Source organism: Streptomyces sp. NPDC051907 (genome assembly GCF_040681075.1).
GTDB lineage: Bacteria > Actinomycetota > Actinomycetes > Streptomycetales > Streptomycetaceae > Streptomyces.
On record NZ_JBFAYB010000022.1, the window covers coordinates 43,877 to 63,545 of the forward strand.

The 19,669-nt window shown below is 72.8% G+C and carries 18 protein-coding genes and 1 pseudogene; 11 read left to right on the forward strand and 8 right to left on the reverse strand.

Features of this window, described 5'->3' with window-relative positions; translation table 11 throughout:
* The first annotated feature begins 419 nt into the window (after positions 1–419).
* On the forward strand, positions 420–881 hold the full coding sequence (locus tag AB0M39_RS14950; RefSeq protein ID WP_365364125.1) for a type II toxin-antitoxin system PemK/MazF family toxin: 462 nt from the start codon (positions 420–422) through the stop codon (positions 879–881).
* Here AB0M39_RS14950 and AB0M39_RS14955 read toward each other — a convergent pair.
* Positions 866–1,699 (reverse strand): TIGR02452 family protein, encoded by an 834-nt coding sequence (locus AB0M39_RS14955; RefSeq protein WP_365364128.1) that lies wholly within the window; start codon positions 1,697–1,699, stop codon positions 866–868. The two genes, AB0M39_RS14950 and AB0M39_RS14955, sit on opposite strands and share 16 nt — an antisense overlap.
* 125 nt (positions 1,700–1,824) lie before the next feature.
* Between AB0M39_RS14955 and egtA the strand changes: the two genes are divergently transcribed.
* The 4 genes from egtA to egtD are packed head-to-tail and all read left to right on the forward strand — an operon-like array spanning position 1,825 to position 6,126.
* Entirely contained in the window at positions 1,825–3,102 is a 1,278-nt protein-coding gene (gene egtA, locus AB0M39_RS14960; RefSeq protein WP_365364130.1) for an ergothioneine biosynthesis glutamate--cysteine ligase EgtA, read from the forward strand.
* Entirely contained in the window at positions 3,099–4,412 is a 1,314-nt protein-coding gene (gene egtB, locus AB0M39_RS14965) for an ergothioneine biosynthesis protein EgtB (protein ID WP_365364132.1), read from the forward strand. Before egtA ends, egtB begins: the two co-directional genes overlap by 4 nt.
* Positions 4,412–5,167 (forward strand): ergothioneine biosynthesis protein EgtC, encoded by a 756-nt coding sequence (egtC, locus tag AB0M39_RS14970; RefSeq protein ID WP_365364134.1) that lies wholly within the window; start codon positions 4,412–4,414, stop codon positions 5,165–5,167. The genes egtB and egtC overlap by 1 nt, the downstream gene beginning before the upstream one ends.
* Positions 5,164–6,126: an L-histidine N(alpha)-methyltransferase gene (gene egtD, locus AB0M39_RS14975; RefSeq protein WP_365364136.1), complete on the forward strand. Its 963-nt coding sequence runs from the start codon at positions 5,164–5,166 to the stop codon at positions 6,124–6,126. The genes egtC and egtD overlap by 4 nt, the downstream gene beginning before the upstream one ends.
* Here the strand turns inward: egtD and AB0M39_RS14980 are convergent.
* From AB0M39_RS14980 to AB0M39_RS14990, 3 genes and pseudogenes are all read right to left on the reverse strand, one after another.
* Entirely contained in the window at positions 6,021–6,890 is an 870-nt protein-coding gene (locus AB0M39_RS14980) for a lysophospholipid acyltransferase family protein (protein ID WP_365364138.1), read from the reverse strand. The two genes, egtD and AB0M39_RS14980, sit on opposite strands and share 106 nt — an antisense overlap.
* Positions 6,887–7,765: a GNAT family N-acyltransferase gene (locus AB0M39_RS14985; RefSeq protein ID WP_365364140.1), complete on the reverse strand. Its 879-nt coding sequence runs from the start codon at positions 7,763–7,765 to the stop codon at positions 6,887–6,889. Before AB0M39_RS14985 ends, AB0M39_RS14980 begins: the two co-directional genes overlap by 4 nt.
* 176 nt (positions 7,766–7,941) lie before the next feature.
* Positions 7,942–8,088: pseudogene (locus tag AB0M39_RS14990) on the reverse strand (sugar transporter); the annotation flags it as partial.
* A 383-nt stretch (positions 8,089–8,471) separates the two neighbouring features.
* Between AB0M39_RS14990 and AB0M39_RS14995 the strand changes: the two are divergent.
* The 3 genes from AB0M39_RS14995 to AB0M39_RS15005 all read left to right on the forward strand — a co-directional run bounded on the left by AB0M39_RS14995 (position 8,472) and on the right by AB0M39_RS15005 (position 10,953).
* Positions 8,472–9,605, forward strand: a complete 1,134-nt coding sequence (locus AB0M39_RS14995) for a hypothetical protein (protein ID WP_365364142.1) — start codon at positions 8,472–8,474, stop codon at positions 9,603–9,605.
* Positions 9,606–9,989: 384 nt separating this feature from the next.
* Entirely contained in the window at positions 9,990–10,493 is a 504-nt protein-coding gene (locus AB0M39_RS15000) for a nucleoside deaminase (protein ID WP_365364144.1), read from the forward strand.
* Positions 10,494–10,737: 244 nt separating this feature from the next.
* Positions 10,738–10,953 (forward strand): dodecin, encoded by a 216-nt coding sequence (locus AB0M39_RS15005; protein WP_365364146.1) that lies wholly within the window; start codon positions 10,738–10,740, stop codon positions 10,951–10,953.
* 40 nt (positions 10,954–10,993) lie between these two features.
* Here the strand turns inward: AB0M39_RS15005 and AB0M39_RS15010 are convergent, their stop codons facing one another.
* Positions 10,994–11,482 (reverse strand): hypothetical protein, encoded by a 489-nt coding sequence (locus tag AB0M39_RS15010; protein ID WP_365364148.1) that lies wholly within the window; start codon positions 11,480–11,482, stop codon positions 10,994–10,996.
* A 47-nt stretch (positions 11,483–11,529) separates the two neighbouring features.
* Between AB0M39_RS15010 and AB0M39_RS15015 the strand changes: the two genes are divergently transcribed.
* Both AB0M39_RS15015 and AB0M39_RS15020 read left to right on the forward strand, forming a co-directional pair.
* Positions 11,530–12,549: an LLM class flavin-dependent oxidoreductase gene (locus AB0M39_RS15015; protein ID WP_365364150.1), complete on the forward strand. Its 1,020-nt coding sequence runs from the start codon at positions 11,530–11,532 to the stop codon at positions 12,547–12,549.
* A 24-nt stretch (positions 12,550–12,573) separates the two neighbouring features.
* Complete coding sequence (locus tag AB0M39_RS15020) at positions 12,574–14,952, forward strand: excinuclease ABC subunit UvrA (RefSeq protein WP_365364152.1); 2,379 nt, start codon at positions 12,574–12,576, stop codon at positions 14,950–14,952.
* On the opposite strand, the gene AB0M39_RS15025 is transcribed toward AB0M39_RS15020, so the two are convergent.
* Genes AB0M39_RS15025 through AB0M39_RS15035 form a run of 3 tightly spaced genes read right to left on the reverse strand, consistent with a single transcriptional unit; the run spans position 14,942 to position 18,343 of the window.
* Positions 14,942–15,688: a succinate dehydrogenase/fumarate reductase iron-sulfur subunit gene (locus AB0M39_RS15025; protein ID WP_365364154.1), complete on the reverse strand. Its 747-nt coding sequence runs from the start codon at positions 15,686–15,688 to the stop codon at positions 14,942–14,944. The genes AB0M39_RS15020 and AB0M39_RS15025 overlap by 11 nt on opposite strands.
* Positions 15,685–17,637 (reverse strand): fumarate reductase/succinate dehydrogenase flavoprotein subunit, encoded by a 1,953-nt coding sequence (locus AB0M39_RS15030; RefSeq protein WP_365364156.1) that lies wholly within the window; start codon positions 17,635–17,637, stop codon positions 15,685–15,687. The genes AB0M39_RS15025 and AB0M39_RS15030 overlap by 4 nt, the downstream gene beginning before the upstream one ends.
* Before the next feature lies 1 nt (position 17,638).
* Positions 17,639–18,343 carry a succinate dehydrogenase gene (locus tag AB0M39_RS15035; RefSeq protein WP_365364158.1) on the reverse strand — a complete coding sequence of 235 codons (705 nt, stop codon included), beginning with the start codon at positions 18,341–18,343 and terminating at the stop codon, positions 17,639–17,641.
* Positions 18,344–18,415: 72 nt separating this feature from the next.
* Between AB0M39_RS15035 and AB0M39_RS15040 the strand changes: the two genes are divergently transcribed.
* Entirely contained in the window at positions 18,416–19,339 is a 924-nt protein-coding gene (locus AB0M39_RS15040) for a LysR substrate-binding domain-containing protein (RefSeq protein ID WP_365364160.1), read from the forward strand.
* Positions 19,340–19,669 lie beyond the last annotated feature (330 nt).

Below are 19,669 nucleotides of genomic sequence, written 5' to 3' on the forward strand. Positions count from 1 at the left end.
CGGGGTGCCGCGCGGGACGGCCCGGGCGTCGGGACTCGGCGGCCACAAAGATCACGCAGGCCACACCGGTCGCGCAGGCCGCACGGACCGGCCCCGGGCGCGGTCCGCTCTGGTCGCCGCCGGTGGGCAGCCCCGCCCTGTACACGCCGTACGTCGGCGTCCAGGGCGCCCGGCCGGCGCTCTGCCGCGCGGAAGATCGCTCCGGGCCGCGCCGGCGGCGACTTCGGCCTGATATCCGGTGTCACCGTGCTCCGCGCCCGGTCGGGCGAACCGCCGACCCCCGGCGCCCGACCCCGGCGCCGAACCACGCCGCGAACCACGGCTGCGCGCCCGTCGCCGTCGCCCGTCGGCTGGGTCGGACGAGCGGATCGAAGGGTCCGGCCGCTGCGCAGGGACCGGTCCGGCCTACCGTATGGCGGGTGACGATCTCCCCCGGCGCGTCCGGCGCCCCCTCCGAGCTCCCCGGCAGCAGCGGCCCGGCCGCCACCGTCGAGGCCCATCCCGACGAGGTCGGCCCGGTCCGCACCTCGTACGCCCCCGACCGCGACGGCGATCCCGACCCCGGCGAGATCGTCTGGACCTGGGTGCCGTTCGAGGAGAACGACGGCCGGGGCAAGGACCGCCCGGTGCTGGTGGTGGCCCACGAGGAGGCGGGCACGCTGCTGGCCGTGCAGCTGTCCAGCAAGCGGCACGACCAGGACCGGGAGTGGGCGCCGATCGGCGCCGGCGACTGGGACCGCGCGGGGCGCGAGTCCTGGGTGGACCTCGACCGGGTGCTGCGGGTCCACGAGGAGGGCATGCGCCGTGAGGCGTGCGCGCTGGACCGGCCGCGTTTCGACGCGGTCGTGCGGCGTCTGAAGGAGCGCTACGGCTGGAGCTGACCCGCGAAGGCCGCCTGGAACGCCCCGAGCGTGGCGGACTCCCTCGTTCGGTCCAGCACGGCGAAGACGACCTCGTCGAAATGGCCGGCGAACCGGCCCGACCCGGTGAGCAGGCCGTGGAACGCGCCCGCGACCTGCGCCGGGTCGTTGCGGAAGACGCCGCAGCCCCAGGCCCCCAGGACCAGGCGGCGGTAGCCGTGCTCGGCCGCCGTCTCCAGGACCCGCTCGGCCCGGGAGGCGAGGGCCGCCGGGATGCGGGGGACCTCGTCGGGGGCGCGGCCGGCGATCACACCGGCGTTCGGCGCGGGCGAGGTGAGGAAGCCGACGGTGTACGGCGTGCTCAGCAGCCGCCCGCGGTCGTCGCGGAAGACCGGGACGCCCGGCGAGTGAATCACCCGATCGGTGTAGAAGGGGCTGCGCTCCGCCCGGTGGTGCGCGTAGAACTCCGGGGCGCGCAGCAGCGTGGCGTACAGCGCGGAGGCCCGGCACAGGGCCTCTTCCTGGGCCTGGGCGCCGTTGAGGTAGCCGCCTCCGGGGTTGCGGGCGGAGGAGAAGTTCAAGACGGCGACCGGCGCCGCGTCCGCGGAGGTCATCCGGCAGGCCGCCTCCATGCTGGACTCGCCCGTGACCGCGAAGGCGGTCTCCCGGTCGGTGTCCGGGGCGACCGGCACGGGGGCCGGCCCGTACATCCTGGTTCCGTCCAGCGCGGCGGCCACCTGAGGACCTATGAGCACCTCGGCTCCGCCGGGCAGGAAGTACCGGCCCCGTTCGACGATCTCCTCGGTTTCCTTTGCGATCCCCCGCAGTCGTGCACTCATGGCGCACATCCTGGGCGACGGGCGTCAGGCACGGCAACGGGATTTCCGCCCGTCAGGGGCACTCTTGTGCGAACCGTCGGCCGTGGCCTTAGGTTGGCAGAGAGCCTTCGACAGGAGGAGCCGACATGCACCCACCCGATCCGGGCGACTACGGCCGGCCGATCGCCGAGGACGAAGCGGAGGATCTGCTTCGATGTATCTGCTTCAAGACCGGCCCGCCCCGCACCGTGGGCGTCGAGGTCGAGTGGCTCGTCCACGAGCCGCAGCGGCCCCAGCGGCCCGTTGAGGACGATCGCCTCACGGCCGCGTTCGACCAGGTACGTTCCCTTCAACTGAATTCGGCCCTCACCTTCGAACCAGGCGGCCAGCTGGAGCTCAGCTCGGCTCCCGCCGCCTCGCTGACGGAGTGCATCGACTCCGTCGCCGCCGATCTGGACGCCGTACGCGCCGCGCTCCGCCCGGCCGGACTCGCTCTCACCGGACTCGGCCTCGACCCCCTCCGACCGCCCCGACGGCTGCTGCACGCCCCGCGCTACGACGCGATGGAGGCGTACTTCGACCGGACGGGCCCCTGCGGCCGCGCCATGATGTGCGGATCGGCCTCCATACAGGTCTGCCTGGACTCGGGCGAGGCGGAGCCCGGTCCGCTCGGGCACGGCAGACGCTGGCAGCTCGGGCATCTGCTGGGCGCCGTGCTGCTGGCGGCGTTCGCCAACTCCCCCTTCCAGGAGGGCCGTCGCACCGGCTGGCGCTCCACCCGGCAGGCGGTGTGGAACGCCCTCGATCCCGTCCGGCCCATCGCCCCGCCGCTGTACGCGGAGCCGCGGGCCGCGTGGGCGAGTCATGTGCTGGACGCGCCGGTGATGTTCGTACGGACTCCTGACGGGCCCTTCACGCTGCTGCCGGACCGGATGTCCTTCCGCCAGTGGATCCGCTCGGGCGCGCTGAGACCGCCGACCAGGGAGGACCTCGAGTACCACATGACCACGCTCTTTCCGCCCGTGCGGCCGCGCGGGCACCTCGAACTGCGCATGATCGACGCCCAGTCGGGCGAGGACGGCTGGATGGTGCCGCTCGCCGTCACCGCCGCCCTGTTCGACGATCCGGAGGCGGCCGAGACGGTCTACCGCGCCGTCAAGCCGCTGGCGGAGAGCGCCGACTCGCTGCCCGCCCCCCGCAACCCGCTCTGGATCAACGCGGCCCGGCACGGACTGGCCGATCCGGAGCTGCACGCCACCGCCGTCAGCTGCTTCGCCGCCGCCCTGGAGGCGCTGCCCCGCATCGGGGCCTCCAGCACCTTGCAGGAGGCGGTCGCGGACTTCAACGAGCGCCATGTCCTGCGGGGCCGATGTCCCGCCGACGATCTGCGCCTCCCCTCACTCGGTAAGGAACCGCGCTCATGAGTCAAGAACTGCGGCAGCGCGCCGTCGAGGCGCTGACCGCCGCCCGCAACCGCACGGCCGTCCTCACCACGTGCGTCGACGACGACGATCTGACCGCCCAGCACTCGCCGTTGATGTCGCCGCTCGTCTGGGACCTCGCCCACATCGGCAACCAGGAGGAGCAGTGGCTGCTGCGCACCGTCGGCGGGCGTGAGGCCCTGCGGCCGGAGATCGACTCGATATACGACGCGTTCGAGCACCCGCGCTCGGCCCGTCCCACGCTGCCGCTGCTCGCCCCGGCCGAGGCCCGCGTCTACGCCTCCGACGTCCGCGGACGCGTGCTGGACATCCTGGAGCGCACCCCGCTGGAGGGCGGCCCGCTGGTCGACTCCGGCTTCGCGTTCGGCATGATCGCGCAGCACGAGCAGCAGCACGACGAGACCATGCTCATCACCCACCAGCTCCGCAGGGGCCCGGCCGCGCTCAGCGCGCCCGAGCCGCCCGCAGGCAGCACGCGCGGCCTGCCCGCCGAAGTCCTCGTCCCCGGCGGCCCGTTCACCATGGGCACCTCCACCGAGCCGTGGGCGCTGGACAACGAGCGGCCCGCGCACCAGCGCATCGTCCCCGCCTACTTCATCGACACGACGCCGGTGACCTGCGGCGCGTACCAGGCCTTCATCGACGACGGCGGCTACCGGGACGAACGCTGGTGGGCCGCGGAGGGCTGGGACCAGATCCGCCGGCACGACATCGGCGCTCCCCTGTTCTGGCGACGCGAGGGCGGGCAGTGGCTGCGCCGCCGCTTCGGCGTGAGCGAGCCGGTGCCCGCGGACGAGCCGGTGCTGCACGTCAGCTGGTACGAAGCCGACGCCTACGCCCGCTGGGCCGGGCGGCGGCTGCCCACCGAGGCCGAGTGGGAGAAGGCGGCTAGGCACGATCCGCGCACGGACCGCTCCAGGCGCTACCCCTGGGGCGACGAGGACCCGACGCCGCTCCACGCCAACCTCGGCCAGCGCCATCTGCGTCCGGCGCCGGCCGGCGGCTACCCCGAGGGCGCCTCGCCGCTCGGGGTGCGGCAGCTGATCGGGGACGTATGGGAGTGGACGGCGAGCGACTTCCTGCCCTACCCCGGCTTCGCCGCCTTCCCCTACCGCGAGTACTCCGAGGTCTTCTTCGGCAGCGCCCACAAGGTGCTGCGCGGGGGCTCGTTCGCCGTGGACCCGGTGGCCTGCCGCGGCACGTTCCGCAACTGGGATCTGCCGGTGCGCCGCCAGATCTTCTCCGGGTTCCGCACCGCGCGGGACGCGGCCGGCCACGAGGAGACCGCCTGATGTGCCGCCATCTCGCCTATCTCGGGCCCTCGCTCCCGCTGGGGAGCGTCCTCGTGGAGCCCGCGCACAGCCTGTACCGGCAGTCCTGGGCGCCGCGCCGCCAGCGGCACGGCACGGTCAACGCCGACGGCTTCGGCGTCGGCTGGTACGCCGAGGACGACCCGACGCCCGCCAGATACCGGCGCGCCGGGCCGATCTGGGCCGATCTCTCCTTCGCCGACCTGGCCCGGGTGGTCCGCAGCGGCGCGGTGCTCGCCGCCGTGCGCGACGCCACCGAGGCGGGCGCGGACGGCGAGGCGGCGGCCGCGCCGTTCGGCGCCGGACGCTGGCTGTTCAGCCACAACGGCGCGGTGCGGGGCTGGCCGGGGGTGCTGGGGCCGCTCGCCCTGACGCTGCCCGCGGCCGACGTGCTCTCCATGGAGGCGCGCTGCGACGCGGCGCTGCTGTGGGCGCTGGTGCTGCACCGGCTGCGGGTGGGCGACGAGCTGGGCCAGGCGCTCGCCGACACGGTCTACGAGGTGGCGGCCGCGGCCCCGGGGTCGCGGCTGAACCTCCTGGTGACGGACGGCGAGACGATCGCCGCCACAGCGTGGGGGGACACCCTCTGGTATCTGGCCGAGCCGGGCCGTCGCACCGTCGTGGCCTCGGAGCCGTACGACGACGATCCGCACTGGCGAGAGGTACCCGACCGGACTCTGCTCGCCGCGACCCGTACCGACGTCCTGCTGACCCCGCTCAAGGAGCCCGTTGCGTGAGCCCCTTCCTGCTGACCCGCACCCTGCCCGAGGACGCCACGGAGGCGGCCCTGCGCGCCGATGTGCTGCACGGCCTGACCCGTACGCCCAAGGAGCTGCCGCCCAAGTGGTTCTACGACGCCCGCGGCAGCGAGCTCTTCGAGGAGATCACCCGTCTCCCGGAGTACTACCCGACGCGCGCCGAGCGGGAGATCCTGCTCGCCCGGGCGCCCGAGATCGCGGCGGCGACCGCCGCGCGCACCCTGGTGGAGCTGGGCTCCGGCTCGTCGGAGAAGACCCGGCATCTGCTGGACGCGCTGCCTGACCTGGACAGCTATGTGCCGGTCGACGTGAGCGAGAGCGCGCTGACCGGCGCGGCCAAGACGCTGCTCGCCGAGCGGCCGGGGCTGAACGTCCACGCCCTGATCGCCGACTTCACCCGGGGCCTCGCGCTGCCCGGCACTCCGGGGCCGCGGCTGGTCGCCTTCCTCGGCGGCACGATCGGCAATCTGCTGCCCGCCGAGCGGACGGTGTTCCTGCGCTCGGTGCGCTCGCTGCTCGATCCCGGCGACTGCCTGCTGCTCGGCACGGACCTGGTCAAGGACGAGTCGGTGCTGGTGCGGGCGTACGACGATGCGGCGGGGGTGACGGCGGAGTTCAACAAGAACGTGCTCGCCGTCGTCGCCCGGGAGCTGCGCGCGGACGTCGACCCGGACGACTTCGACCATGTCGCGCTCTGGAACCGGGAGCAGGAGTGGATCGAGATGCGGCTGCGGGCGCGCTCGGCGCTCACCGTGAAGATCCGCGAGCTGGATCTGGCGGTCTCCTTCGCGGCCGGCGAGGAGATGCGCACCGAGGTCTCGGCGAAGTTCCGTCAGGAGGGCGTACGCGCCGAGCTGGCGGAGGCGGGCATGGACCTGACGCACTGGTGGACCGATGAGGAGGGCAGGTTCGCGCTCTCGCTCTCGACGGCCTCCTGAGCGGCTCGGGCGAGCAGCCGGCGGTCGGGGAGGCTCCGCGCGGGGATCGGCTCCAGCAGCCTGATCTCGGCGGTGAGCCCCCCGGCCGCCGCGACCCGCCACAGGGAGGCGGCCAGCGGGTCGTCCCCGACGAACGCGGCGGCGCCGGTGGGCCGGTAGGTGATGCGCACGGGCTGGACGGCGACGCCCGCGTCGAGCGCGGCCTGGAAGACGGCGGGCCGGAATCTGCCCTGGCCGCGGCCGCACCAGGTGGATCCCTCGGGGAAGGCGATCACCCGGTCGCCGCCCGCCAGCGCGGCGGCCATCAGACGCACGGCGCCGGGCAGCGCGCGCAGTCGGTCGCGGTCCAGGAAGAGGGTGCCGCCGCGGGCGGAGAGCGGGCCGAGCACGGGCCAGCCGCGGACCTCCCTTTTGGCGACCATCCGTCCCGGGAGGACGCCCGCGATCAGCGGTATGTCCAGCCAGGAGACGTGGTTGGCGACCACCAGGACACCCCGGGGCCCGCCCGGGCGGCCGACGACCTCGGTGCGCACGCCGAAGGCGCGTACCACCGCACGCGCCCAGCAGCGGGTCAGCGGGTCCCGCAGGCGCGCTCCCAGCACGGCGGCGAGCAGCGCGACGGCCGGCGCGAGGAGCAGGCCGAGGGCCACGGTCAGGACTCCGGCGACCAGCCGGGCGAGGGCGGTGGGTACCCCGGCCGCGGGGCCGGGGTGGGTGGCGCAGCGGTGCGGGGTGCAGGGCGCGGTGGGCAGCCAGACGTTCATTTCACCGGGGCCAGCGAGAGGAAGTGCCGCAGATAGCGGGGGTTGGTGCGGCGCAGCGAGAGCAGGACGTACAGGTCGGCGACGCCGAAGTCGGGGTCGTGGGCGGGCGCTCCGCACACCCAGGCGCCGAGCCGCAGATAGCCGCGCAGCAGCGGCGGCAGCTCTACGCGGCCGTCGGGCAGGGGCACGGTGTCGGCGTTCCAGAGCTTGTGCGGGGTGACCCAGTACTCCTCGGGCGCGAGGTTCCTGGTCTTGACCGTGTCCCAGGTCGCGGCGGCGAGGGAGCCGCCGTCCGCGAGCGGTATCGAGCAGCAGCCGGCCAGCCAGTTGTGGCCGGTGCGGGTCATATAACGGGCGAGCCCGGCCCAGATGAGGGCGATGACGGCGCCGTTGCGGTGCCGGGGGTGGACGCAGGAGCGGCCGACCTCGACGAGGTCGTCGCGGATCGGCGCGAGGCGGGCGAGGTCGAACTCGGTCTCGGAGTAGAGCCGGCCGGCGATGCGGGCGCGCTCGGGCGGCAGCAGCCGGTAGGTGCCGACGATCTCGCCGGTGTCGGCCTCGCGTACCAGCAGGTGGTCGCAGTACGCGTCGAAGGCGTCGGTGTCCAGGCCGGGCTCGGGGCTCTGGAGGCGGGCGCCCATCTCGCCGGCGAACACCTGGTGGCGCAGCCGCTGGGCGGCCCGTACGTCCTCCTGGTCGCGGGCGAGCGAGACGACGTACCGGGTCTCGCCGGACGCGGGGGCCGGGACCGGGACGGGGACCGGTCCCGGTCCGGGTACCGACGCGAGCTCGGCCGGGGCGGGCATCGCGGCGGGAGCGGGGAGCATGGTGGGGGCGGGGAGCATGGCTGAGACGACGGCTGGCGATGCGGTCATGGCGGTCTCCTGTGCCGGACGGAGGGAGGGCCGCGGGGACGGCGGCCCGTCCCCACTACTTCTTCCTTGGCCGGCTGGATTCGGAATGACCGCTCGGCGGAGCGGGGATGTGCGGAGGCTGAATGGCGAGGGGTGGCGCTCCTAGCGCGGGATGAGCGCCTTGGTGATCCGCTCGCGGAGGCGGTGCGCGCCGCGCGCGCCGGGTCGCCGCCCTGGAGGACCGTCGTCATAGACGGCTTGACGGGGTTGGCCGCCTCCACGCCGGCCCACTGCGGTGAATTGGGCGTCGCCCTGCCCCGCGCCGCGCCCGCGGCCGTGCTCTCCAGGGGTGTGTGGCTGGATTTTGGTATGGACCAATGAGCCGGTCAAGCCCCGGCCGTCTCGCACCTTCCCGGCGGACTCATTCCATGATCAAGGACGGCTGGAACAACGACGAGATGCCCGATTAATGCTGTATGGACCTTTTCTCGCAGAAGATCGAAAAGAGCACTCATGCCACCCTTGCCCATCGAGGGCTCACAGGAGGGCGATTGCCGTCGCGAGACCGCAGTGTGGAAAATGGGGGCGCCTGCTGGTCGGCGGGGAGAGGCAGACCACGCGGCCGAGCAGCCGCCCCCGGCCGCTTCTGCCGACAAGAGAGAGATCCGGAAGAAAAGCCCTGATGACCACTCCCAGGTTGGAATACGCGACAACTCTCGACAGGGGAGTGAAATCCAGCACGAGGCTGCTCAGACGTGCAGCGCCCGCGCTGATCGCGTATTCCGCGATCCGGATTCTGTGTCTTGGGACCCTGTACCTGTGGTCCTATATCGCAGACCGCGACGCGACTGATCTCCTCGCACGGCGATGGGACTCCCTGTGGTACGTCCGCGTCGTCGAAGAGGGCTATGGATTCACCCTCCAGGCGCCGGACGGCAGAGTCCTGTCCGATATGGCCTTCTTCCCCCTGCTGCCCTGGCTCGAGTCGCTCGTGTCGGCCGCCACACCGATGAGCCCCGCGCACGCCGGGCTGGCGATCAGCGCGGTCGCGTCCGTCCTGGCGGCCCTCGGCATCTTCGCCGTCGTGGACCAGCTGAACGGCCGAAGGGCCGCCGTGTTCGCCGTCGCCCTGTGGGCGGCCCTGCCGGTCGGCATCGTCCAGTCCATGGCGTACAGCGAATCGCTCTTCGTCGCGCTCGCCGTGTGGTCGCTGCGCTGGGCCATCAACGGAGACTGGGTACGCGCGGGCCTCTTGGCATCACTCGCCGGCCTGACACGGCCCGTGGGGCTCGCCGTCGCCGCCGCGCTCTGGGCCGCGGCGCTGGTTCACCTCCGCGGGCGCTCCAAGGACCCGGAAGGCTCCCGGCCGACGGGCCGCATGATCCTGGGCCTCCTCATAGCCCCCGCCGGCGCCGTCGGCTACATCCTCTGGGTCGGCAGCCAGGTGGGCAGCCCGCTTGGATACCTCGATGTGCAGGCCGCGTGGGGCAATGGATTCGACGGCGGACTCGCCTTCTCCAAGTTCATCGGCGGCCTTATCCTCAGCCCCGCATTCCCCGCCGGAATCGCGCTTGCCGTCGGCGTCTTCATGCTCGGCTGGCTGTACCGAAAGACCATCAAAGAAAATCAGCCAGTTCCGCTGCTCGTCTACTGCGGTGTCGTCGTACTCCTCGCCCTATGCGCCTCCGGCTACTTCGGATCAAAGCCGAGACTGCTGATCCCCGCCTTCCCCCTCCTCATTCCCCTGGCGAACGCCCTGAGCCGTATGAAAGCAGCACGGGCGTGGTCGATCGTCGGGACAGCGGTTCTGACCGCGGCCGTCTACGGAGCCTTCTGGCTGCACGGATCCGGGCCGCCGTAGGGGCCGGCGAGGAGTTCGTGCCTGGGACGGAGGGCGCCGGAAGATCTCCCTGGCTCGTCTTCACACCCCACAGCGACCATCAGCAGCCGCAGCTGCCCCCGCACCGACTGCCGCCAGCCCTCATCGCGAACTGTGCGTGGCGTCCATGAAGTTGACAACACCGCAGGTCCGACCGGCTTCTTCGTAGAAGTCTACGAAGGACTGGCCTGCGCCTTCATGTCTTCCACTCCTAGCTGACGCCGCACGGCAGACGGTGTACTCCTCACACACATTGCGAAGAACCCAGCCACGTTGCAACGCGGCAAGGGATCGACCACTCTGCTCGATCCCTCGATTCTCCCGCAAGCACCGAGCAGTACCCACCGTCTCCACACAGGAGTGACCATGACCGCGAACACCCAAGAAGCCGGCGTCCAGGAGATCGAGCGCGCCTGGATGGAGGAGGCGATCGAGCTGGCCACCAACAGCGTGCGCAACGGCGGCGGTCCGTTCGGCGCGCTGGTCGCCAAGGACGGCGAGGTCGTCGCGATCGGCAACAACCAGGTCACCTCCACCCTGGACCCGGTCGCGCACGCCGAGGTGAGCGCGCTGCGCGCCGCCTGCAAGAAGCTGGGCGTCTTCTCGCTCGAGGGCTGCGTCCTGTTCACCTCGTGCGAGCCGTGTCCGATGTGCCTCTCCGCCGCGCTGTGGGCGCGCGTCGACCGGGTCGTCTACTCCGCCGACCGGCACGACGCCGCGGTGGCCGGCTTCGACGACCGCAAGTTCTACGACCTGTTCGAGAAGAAGCCCGCGTCGATGTGGCCGGTGTCGGTCGAGCACCTGGACCTGCCGAACCGTACGGCGCCGTTCGACGCGTGGCTGGCCAAGTCCGACCGGGTCGACTACTGACGTCGAGACCTGACTCGGCCGACCGGGTTCCGTCGCGGGGTCCGCGGCCGCCGCTTCCCGCTCCGCGGGCTGGGGAGGGGTGTCCGCGCGAGGCCCCCGGGCCGCCTGGGCCCGCGCGCCGCACCGCGTGCCCCCTCAGCCCCGTCCGCCCCGCAGGGCGAGCGCCGTCCGGCTGCCGACGTCTCGCGCGCCGCCGCGCCGTGGGGCACCGTTGAGGGAACGCACCGAGAGGAGTACGACCCCCATGTCGAACCACACCTACCGGGTCACCGAGATCGTCGGCACCTCCCCCGAAGGCATCGACCAGGCCATCCGCAACGGCATCAGCCGTGCGTCCCAGACCCTGCGGAGCCTCGACTGGTTCGAGGTGACCCAGATCCGCGGCCAGATCGCCGAGGGGCAGATCCAGCACTTCCAGGTCGGCCTGAAGGTCGGATTCCGCCTCGAGGACGGCGCCTGAGCGACGGGCCGGACCCGCCGGCGCCCCGCTGAGGGGCGGATCAGGTGCGGCCCTCGCGCTCCTGAGCGTCCTTCAGCGCCTCGCTCGGCGTCGCCCAGCGGGCCCGTACGACCCGGAGGCCGGCCCGCTCCGCCGCGTCGCACACCAACGCGTCGTCGTCCACCAGCATCCGCAGCTCCCGGTCGCGCACGAGGCGGCGCAGGATCTCCATCTTGGTGTGCAGGGCCGGCCGGCGGTCGTCGTTCCTCCGCATGAACAGCCGCCCCTCCGGAAGCCCCTGGGCCCTCAGCCAGCCGAGCGTGTCCCTGCGGCAGCGCTCCGGCCGGCCCGTGAGGTAGACGACCTCGCACTCCTCGGCCGCCTTCAGGCACAGCTCGACGCCCTCCGCCAGCGGCGGGTCGTCCGGGGCGGCCGCGAAGAAGGCCTTCCAGTCGCGCGGCCGGCGCTCCAGGAAGCGCTGGCGGCGCCCGGAGTCGGAGAGCGTTCCGTCCAGATCGAATATGGCCATGGGCCTGGTGTCGAGCGTCACGCGGACAGCCTAGGGAATCCTCGCGGCACGCAGACGTTGAACCCTGCATGAGCGCATTGATCGCAGCGACCCGCATCTCCCTCCTGGACCGCTCCCGCACCCGCGAGGGCCAGGGCGGTCCGCAGGCGCTGCGCGACACCGTGCGGCTGGCACGCGAGGCGGAGGCGCTCGGCTACCACCGCTTCTGGGTCTCCGAGCACCACAGCGTCCCCGGCGTCGCGGGCTCCGCGCCGACCGTCCTGGCGTCCGCCGTGGCCGCCGTGACGTCGAGGATCCGGGTCGGCACGGGCGGCGTGATGCTGCCCAACCACCAACCGCTCGTCGTGGCCGAGCAGTTCGGGGTCCTCGAATCGCTCTTCCCGGGCCGGATCGACATGGGGCTCGGCCGCTCGGTGGGCTTCACCGACGGCATCCGCAGAGCGCTCGGCCGGGACAAGAAGGACGCCGAGGACTTCGCCGGGAAACTGGAGGAACTGCTCGGCTGGTTCACCGGCGAGCAGAGAGCCCACCCCCAGGTGCACGCCCGCCCCGCCGAGGGCCTGCGGGTCCCGCCGTACCTGCTCGCCGTCGGCGAGGGCGCGGACATCGCCGCCGCAGCCGGGCTGCCGCTGGTCATCGGCGACCTCAAGGGCCGCGACAAGGTGCTCGCCGCGATCGAGCGCTACCGGGCCGGCTTCCGCCCCTCCGTGTGGTCCGACGCGCCGTACGTCGTCGTGGCGGGCACGGTCGCGGTGGCCGGGACCGAGGAGGCCGCCCGCCGTCTGCTGATGCCGGAGGCCTGGGCGGGGGCGTACTCGCGTACGCACGGCGTCTTCCCGCCGCTGATCTCGCCCGAGAGCGTCGAGGCCCTGACGATGACGGCGAAGGAACGGACGCTGTACGAGTCAGGGCTGGACGGCCACGTCCACGGCGACGAGGAGCAGGTCGTCGACGCGCTCGAGTCCGTGCTCAAGGACACCGGCGCGGACGAGATCCTGGTCACGACCAGCGCCCACGACGTCGAGGACCTGCTCGACTCCCACCGCCGACTCGCCCGGGCGGCGGGGCTGACCAGCCCGGACGCCTAGGACGGGCGCCTAGAATCATCCGTTGTGCACAGCCCTCACGACCCCTACGTCCGCGTCCGCGGCGCCCGCGAGCACAATCTGCGCGGCGTCGACGTGGACATCCCGCGCGACGCCCTCGTCGTCTTCACCGGCGTCTCGGGATCCGGGAAGTCCTCGCTGGCCTTCGGCACGGTCTACGCCGAGGCCCAGCGGCGCTACTTCGAGTCCGTCGCCCCCTACGCCCGCCGGCTGATCCACCAGGTGGGCGCGCCCAAGGTCGGCGAGATCACCGGGCTGCCGCCCGCGGTCTCGCTGGAGCAGCGCCGCTCCTCCCCCACCTCGCGCTCCTCGGTCGGCACGGTCACCACGCTCTCCAACTCGCTGCGGATGCTCTTCTCCCGGGCGGGCGACTACCCGCCGGGCGCCGAGCGTCTGGACTCCGACGCGTTCTCGCCGAACACGGCCGCCGGGGCCTGCCCTGCCTGCCACGGTCTCGGCCGGATCCACCGCACCGCCGAGGAGCTGCTCGTCCCCGACCCCGAGCTGTCCATCCGGGAGGGCGCCGTCGCCGCCTGGCCCGGCGCATGGCAGGGCAAGAACCTGCGCGACGTGCTGGCGGCGCTCGGCTACGACGTGGACCGCCCCTGGCGGGAGCTGGACCAAGACGACCGGGACTGGATCCTGTTCACCGACGAGCAGCCGGTCGTCACCGTCCACCCGGTACGGGAGGCGGGCCGCATCCAACGCCCGTACCAGGGCACGTATATGAGCGCCCAGCGCTATGTGCTGCACACCTTCTCCGACTCCAAGAGCCCGACCCTGCGCGCGAAGGCCGAGCGGTTCCTGACGAGCGAGCCGTGCCCGGCGTGCGAGGGCAGCAGGCTGCGGCCCGAGTCGCTCGCGGTGACGTTCGCGGGCCGGACGATCGCCGACCTGGCGGGGCTGCCGCTGACCGAGCTGGCCGCGACCCTCCAGGGCGGCGGCGGCTCCGAGACCGCCCGGGTGCTCACCGCCGACCTGCTCGGCCGGATCGCCCCGGTCATGGAGCTGGGCCTCGGCTATCTCAGCCTGGACCGCACCACGCCGACCCTGTCGAACGGGGAGCTCCAGCGGCTCCGGCTGGCCACCCAGCTGCGCTCGGGGCTCTTCGGCGTCGTCTACGTACTCGACGAGCCGTCCGCCGGGCTGCACCCCGCGGACACCGAGGCCCTGCTGGTGGTCCTGGAGCGGCTGAAGGCGGCCGGCAACTCGGTCTTCGTGGTCGAGCACCATCTGGACGTCGTGCGCAGCGCGGACTGGCTGGTGGACGTGGGGCCGCGGGCGGGCGAGCACGGCGGACAGGTGCTGCACAGCGGCCCGGTGCCGGCGCTGGCCGGCGTCGAGGCGTCGGCGACGCGCCGCTTCCTCTTCGACCCCGCCCCGCCGCCGGCGCGGCCCGCGCGGGAGCCGTCGGGCCAGCTCGTGGTGGGACCGGTCAGCCGCCACAATCTGCGGGGGCTCACGACCCGGCTGCCGCTGGGCGTCTTCACGGCGGTGACCGGGGTGTCGGGGTCCGGGAAGTCCACGCTGGTGGGCTCGATCACCGAGGAGCTGCCGGGCGTGAACCGTCTGGTGACCGTCGATCAGCGGCCCATCGGCCGTACTCCCCGGTCGAACCTCGCCACCTACACCGGCCTGTTCGACCAGGTCCGCAAGCTCTTCGCGGCCACCGACGAGGCCAGAGCCCGCGGGTACCGGGCGGGGCGGTTCTCCTTCAATGTGGCGGGCGGCCGGTGCGAGACCTGCCAGGGCGAGGGCTTCGTCTCGGTGGAGCTGCTCTTCCTGCCCAGTACGTACGCCCCCTGCCCGGACTGCGGCGGCGCGCGCTACAACCCGCGGACGCTGGAGGTCCGCTACCACGGGCTGACCATCGCCGAGGTGCTGGACCTGACCGTCGAGGCGGCGGCGGACTTCTTCGCGGACGTGCCCGCCGCGGTGCGCAGTCTGCGGGCGCTTCTCGACATCGGGCTCGGCTATCTGCGGCTGGGCCAGCCCGCGACCGAGCTGTCGGGCGGCGAGGCCCAGCGGATCAAGCTCGCCGGGGAGCTGCAGCGGCTCCGCCGCGGCCACACCCTGTATGTGCTGGACGAGCCGACGACCGGGCTGCATCCGGCCGATGTGGAGGTGCTGCTGCGCCAGCTGCACGGCCTGGTCGACGCCGGGCACTCGGTGGTGGTCGTCGAGCACGACATGGACGTGGTCGCGGGCGCGGACTGGGTCGTCGACCTCGGGCCCGGCGGCGGGGACGCGGGCGGCGAGATCGTCGCCGCGGGGCCGCCGGCCGAGGTGTCCAGGGCGGCGGGCAGCCGCACCGCGCCGTATCTGGCGAGGTCCCTGGAGCGGTCGGCCCCGGCGGCCGGCGACGGGCGCGGTGCTAGCGCCTGACCTTCCGGGTCGCCCGCAGCCACTCCTTGTTCATGGCCGCGATGGACGGCAGCGGGATGCCCTTGGGGCAGGCGGTCGCGCACTCGCCGGCGAGGGTGCAGCCGCCGAAGCCCTCCTCGTCCATGGTCGCGACCATGTCGAGCACCCGGGTCTCGCGCTCGGGCGCGCCCTGCGGGAGGACGTTGAGGTGGTTGACCTTCGCCGAGGTGAAGAGCATCGCCGAGCCGTTGGGGCAGGCCGCGACGCACGCGCCGCAGCCGATGCACTCGGCGTGCTCGAAGGCGTAGTCCGCGTCCGGCTTGGGGACCGGCGTGGCGTGGGCCTCGGGGGCGGAGCCCGTCGGGGCGCTGATGTAGCCGCCGGCCTGGATGATCCGGTCGAACGCGGACCGGTCCACGACCAGGTCCTTGACCACCGGGAAGGCGGAGGCGCGCCAGGGCTCGACGTCGATGGTGTCGCCGTCCGCGAAGGAGCGCATATGGAGCTGGCAGGTCGTGGTGCGCTCCGGGCCGTGGGCGTCGCCGTTGATGACGAGGCTGCAGGCGCCGCAGATGCCCTCGCGGCAGTCGTGGTCGAAGGCGACCGGCTCGTCTCCCTTGAGGATGAGCTCCTCGTTGAGGTCGTCGAGCATCTCCAGGAACGACATGTCCTGGGAGACGCCGTCGACCTCGTAGGAGACCATCGCGCCGGGGGCGTCGGGGCCGTGCTGGCGCCAGACGCGCAGGGTGAGCTTCATGCGTAGCTCCGCTGGGTGGGGTGGACGTACTCGAAGACGAGGTCTTCCTTGTGCAGGACGGGCGCCTCGCCGGTCCCGGTGAACTGCCAGGCCGCGGCGTAGCCGAACTCCTCGTCCCGGCGGGCGGCTTCGCCGTCGGGGGTCTGGGACTCCTCGCGGAAGTGGCCGCCGCAGGACTCGGCGCGGTTCAGCGCGTCGAGGCACATCAGCTCGGCGAGCTCCAGGTAGTCGACGACGCGGTTGGCCTTCTCCAGCGACTGGTTGAACTCCTCGCCGCGCCCGGGCACCTTGATGCGCCGCCAGAACTCCTCGCGGATCTGCGGGATCCGGTCGAGGGCCTTGCGCAGTCCCTGGTCGGTGCGGGCCATGCCGCAGTACTCCCACATCAGCTCGCCGAGCTCGCGGTGGAAGGAGTCGGGGGTGCGGTCGCCGTCGACGGCGAGCAGCAGGCTCATGCGGTCCTCGGTCTCGGCGAGGATCTCCTCCACCGCGGGGTGCGAGGCGTCGACGGCGTCGGCGCCGGCGAGCGGGTTGCGGGCGAGGTAGTCGTTGATCGTGGACGGCAGGACGAAGTAGCCGTCCGCCAGCCCCTGCATCAGCGCGGACGCGCCGAGCCGGTTGGCGCCGTGGTCGGAGAAGTTGGCCTCGCCGATCGCGAACAGGCCGGGGACGGTGGTCTGGAGGTCGTAGTCGACCCAGAGGCCGCCCATCGTGTAGTGCACGGCGGGGTAGATCCGCATCGGAACCTCGTAGGGGTTCTCCGCGGTGATCCGCTCGTACATGTCGAAGAGGTTGCCGTACCTCTCGGCGACCCTGTCCTTGCCCATGCGGCGGATCGCGTCGGCGAAGTCCAGGTAGACGCCCTGGCCGCCGGGGCCCACGCCGCGCCCCTCGTCGCAGACGTTCTTCGCGGCGCGCGAGGCGATGTCCCGGGGGACGAGGTTGCCGAAGGACGGGTAGATCCGCTCCAGGTAGTAGTCCCGCTCGTCCTCGGGGATCTCGCCCGCCGGCCGGGTGTCGCCCTTCGCCTTGGGCACCCAGATGCGGCCGTCGTTGCGCAGCGACTCGCTCATCAGGGTCAGCTTGGACTGGTGGTCGCCGGTGCGCGGGATGCAGGTGGGGTGGATCTGGGTGAAGCAGGGGTTGGCGAAGTACGCGCCGCGGCGGTGGGCCCGCCAGACGGCCGTCGCGTTGGAGTTCATGGCGTTCGTCGACAGGTAGAAGACGTTGCCGTAGCCGCCGGTGGCCAGGACCACCGCGTCGGCGAAGTACGCCTCGATCCTCCCGGTGATCAGGTCGCGGGCGACGATGCCGCGGGCCCGTCCGTCGACGACGATCAGGTCCAGCATCTCGGTGCGCGGGTGCATCTCGACCGTGCCGGCGGCGATCTGCCGGGACAGCGCCTGGTACGCGCCGAGCAGCAGCTGCTGGCCGGTCTGGCCGCGGGCGTAGAAGGTGCGGGAGACCTGGACGCCGCCGAAGGAGCGGGTGTCGAGGAGGCCGCCGTACTCGCGGGCGAAGGGGACGCCCTGGGCGACGCACTGGTCGATGATCTCCACGGAGATCTGGGCGAGGCGGTGGACGTTGGACTCGCGGGCGCGGAAGTCGCCGCCCTTGACGGTGTCGTAGAAGAGGCGGTGGACGGAGTCGCCGTCGTTGCGGTAGTTCTTGGCGGCGTTGATGCCGCCCTGCGCGGCGATGGAGTGGGCGCGTCGCGGGGAGTCCTGGTAGCAGAACTGGACGACGTGGTAGCCCTGTTCGGCCAGCGTCGCGCCGGCCGCGCCGCCCGCCAGGCCGGTGCCGACGACGATGACGGTGTGCTTGCGGCGGTTGGCGGGGTTGACCAGCTTGGCCTCGAAGCGGCGGGTGTCCCAGCGGTCGGCGATGGGGCCGCCGGGCGCCTTGGCGTCGGCGATCGGCTCGCCGGTCGCATAGTGCAGAAAGCTCATGTCAGTTCACCACTCCGGTCATGACCGCGACGGGTACGGAGACGAAGCCGGCCGTCAGCACCAGCGCGAGGACGTTCGCGGCGGCCTTGAGGGCGCGGTCGCGGGCGGCGCTGGAGACGCCGAGGGTCTGGGCCGCGCTCCAGAAGCCGTGCCGGACGTGCAGGCCGAGGGCGAGCACGGCGGCGATGTAGACGGTGTTGCCGTACCAGGTGGAGAAGGTCGAGAGGACGTTCTCGTACGGACGGCCGTGCTGGGCGTTCTCGTTCACCGTCAGGGTCGTCAGGTCGAGGATGTGCCAGACGATGAAGAGGCCGAGGATGACTCCGCCCCAGCGCATGGTGCGCGTGGCGTAGCTGGCGCGCCGGCGCTCGTGCGCATAGCCGACGGGCCGGGCGCGCAGATCGCGGCGGCTCAGCTGGTACGCCGAGACGCCGTGCAGGACGACGGCGGCGACCAGGACGACGCGGATCAGCCAGAGCGCCCACTCGTAGTGCAGGAACGGCTCGCCGAGGGTGCGCAGCCAGTGGGCGTAGGCGTTGAACTCCCCGGAGCCGAAGAAGATCTTGAGGTTGCCCAGCATATGGACGACCAGATAGCCGAGCATGATCAGACCGGAGACGGCCATCACGGTCTTCTTCCCGACGGTCGATCCCCAGAGCGTGCGCGTCATGGACGGCCGTCGGTCCGTCCGCGTTGCCAGAGCCATGGACAAGACGCTAGGCGCGGAACCCCTCAGAGGTCCAAGACATGGATCGGCTCATCTCGATAGGCTGAGCCTATGCAGCTGCAGCAGCTCCTGTACTTCGTGGCCGTCGCCGAGACCCGGCACTTCACCCGGGCCGCCGAGCGGGTGCACGTCGCCCAGCCGTCGCTCTCGCAGCAGATCCGGGCGCTGGAGAAGGAGCTGGGGGCGGAGCTGTTCAGCCGGGCGCGGGGCAACATCGCGCTCACCGACGCGGGCGAGGCGCTGCTGCCGCTGGCGCGCCGCATCCTCGCGGACGCGGACACCGCCCGCCACGAGGTGCAGGAGCTGGCCCAGCTGCGGCGCGGCCGGGTCAGGCTGGGGGCGACGCCGAGCCTGTGCACGGGCCTGCTGCCCGAGGTGCTGCGGAGCTTCCACGACCGACATCCGGGGATCCAGCTGCTGATCGAGGAGAGCGGGTCGCACGATCTCGTACGGGAGCTGGCGCGCGGCGCGCTCGACCTGGCGCTGATCGTGCTGCCGCTGCCGACGGCGTCTCCGGCGCTGACCACGGTCGAGCTGCTGCGGGAGGACCTCGTCGTGGTGTCGGCCGCGAGCGGAGAGGCGCCGCGCAGCCCGGTGCGGATCGCGGATCTGCGCGAGCAGCGGCTGGTGATGTTCCGGCACGGCTACGACCTGCGCGAGCTGACGGTCGCGGCGTGCCGGGCGGAGGGCTTCGAGCCGGCCTTCGCGGTGGAGGGGGGCGAGATGGACGCGGTGCTGGGGTTCGTGCGGGCGGGGCTGGGGGTGGCGGTGGTCCCCAGCATGGTCGCGGAGCGGGCGGGCGGAGCCCTGCGGGTCACACCGCTGGCGGGCCCGGGCCTGCGCCGCACGATCGCACTGGCGCACCGCAGCGACGTGGCGCCGCCACGGGCGGCGAGGGAGCTGCAGCGGGTGCTCCTGGAGTCCGCCGGGGCGCTGCCCCGAACCCCGGTCCTCAAACGCCGGACGGGCGGATAGGGGGCGGCCCGGCCCCCGGGGCGCACCACGGGGCTGGGCCAGCCGCACGTGCCCGGCGGGCCCAGAAGAAGCACCCCTGGGCAGGCGTCCGGCGCCAGGCGGGCACGTTCAGCCCGCCCGGCGATTGAGGGCAGCCGCATCCGGGGGGCGTCCGCCATCGACAGCGCGTGGAGCTTGCCCGCCGGGCCCGGGCGGGCGTGGCCCACTCGGCAGGCGCTGCCCCCAGGCACCGGGGGTTCTGATCGAACGCCGGACGGGCTCAGAAGCGCACCCTGGCGTGGGCCCGCTCGGCGAGTGCCAGCCCCCGGCGCCGGGCGGGCGGATTCAGCC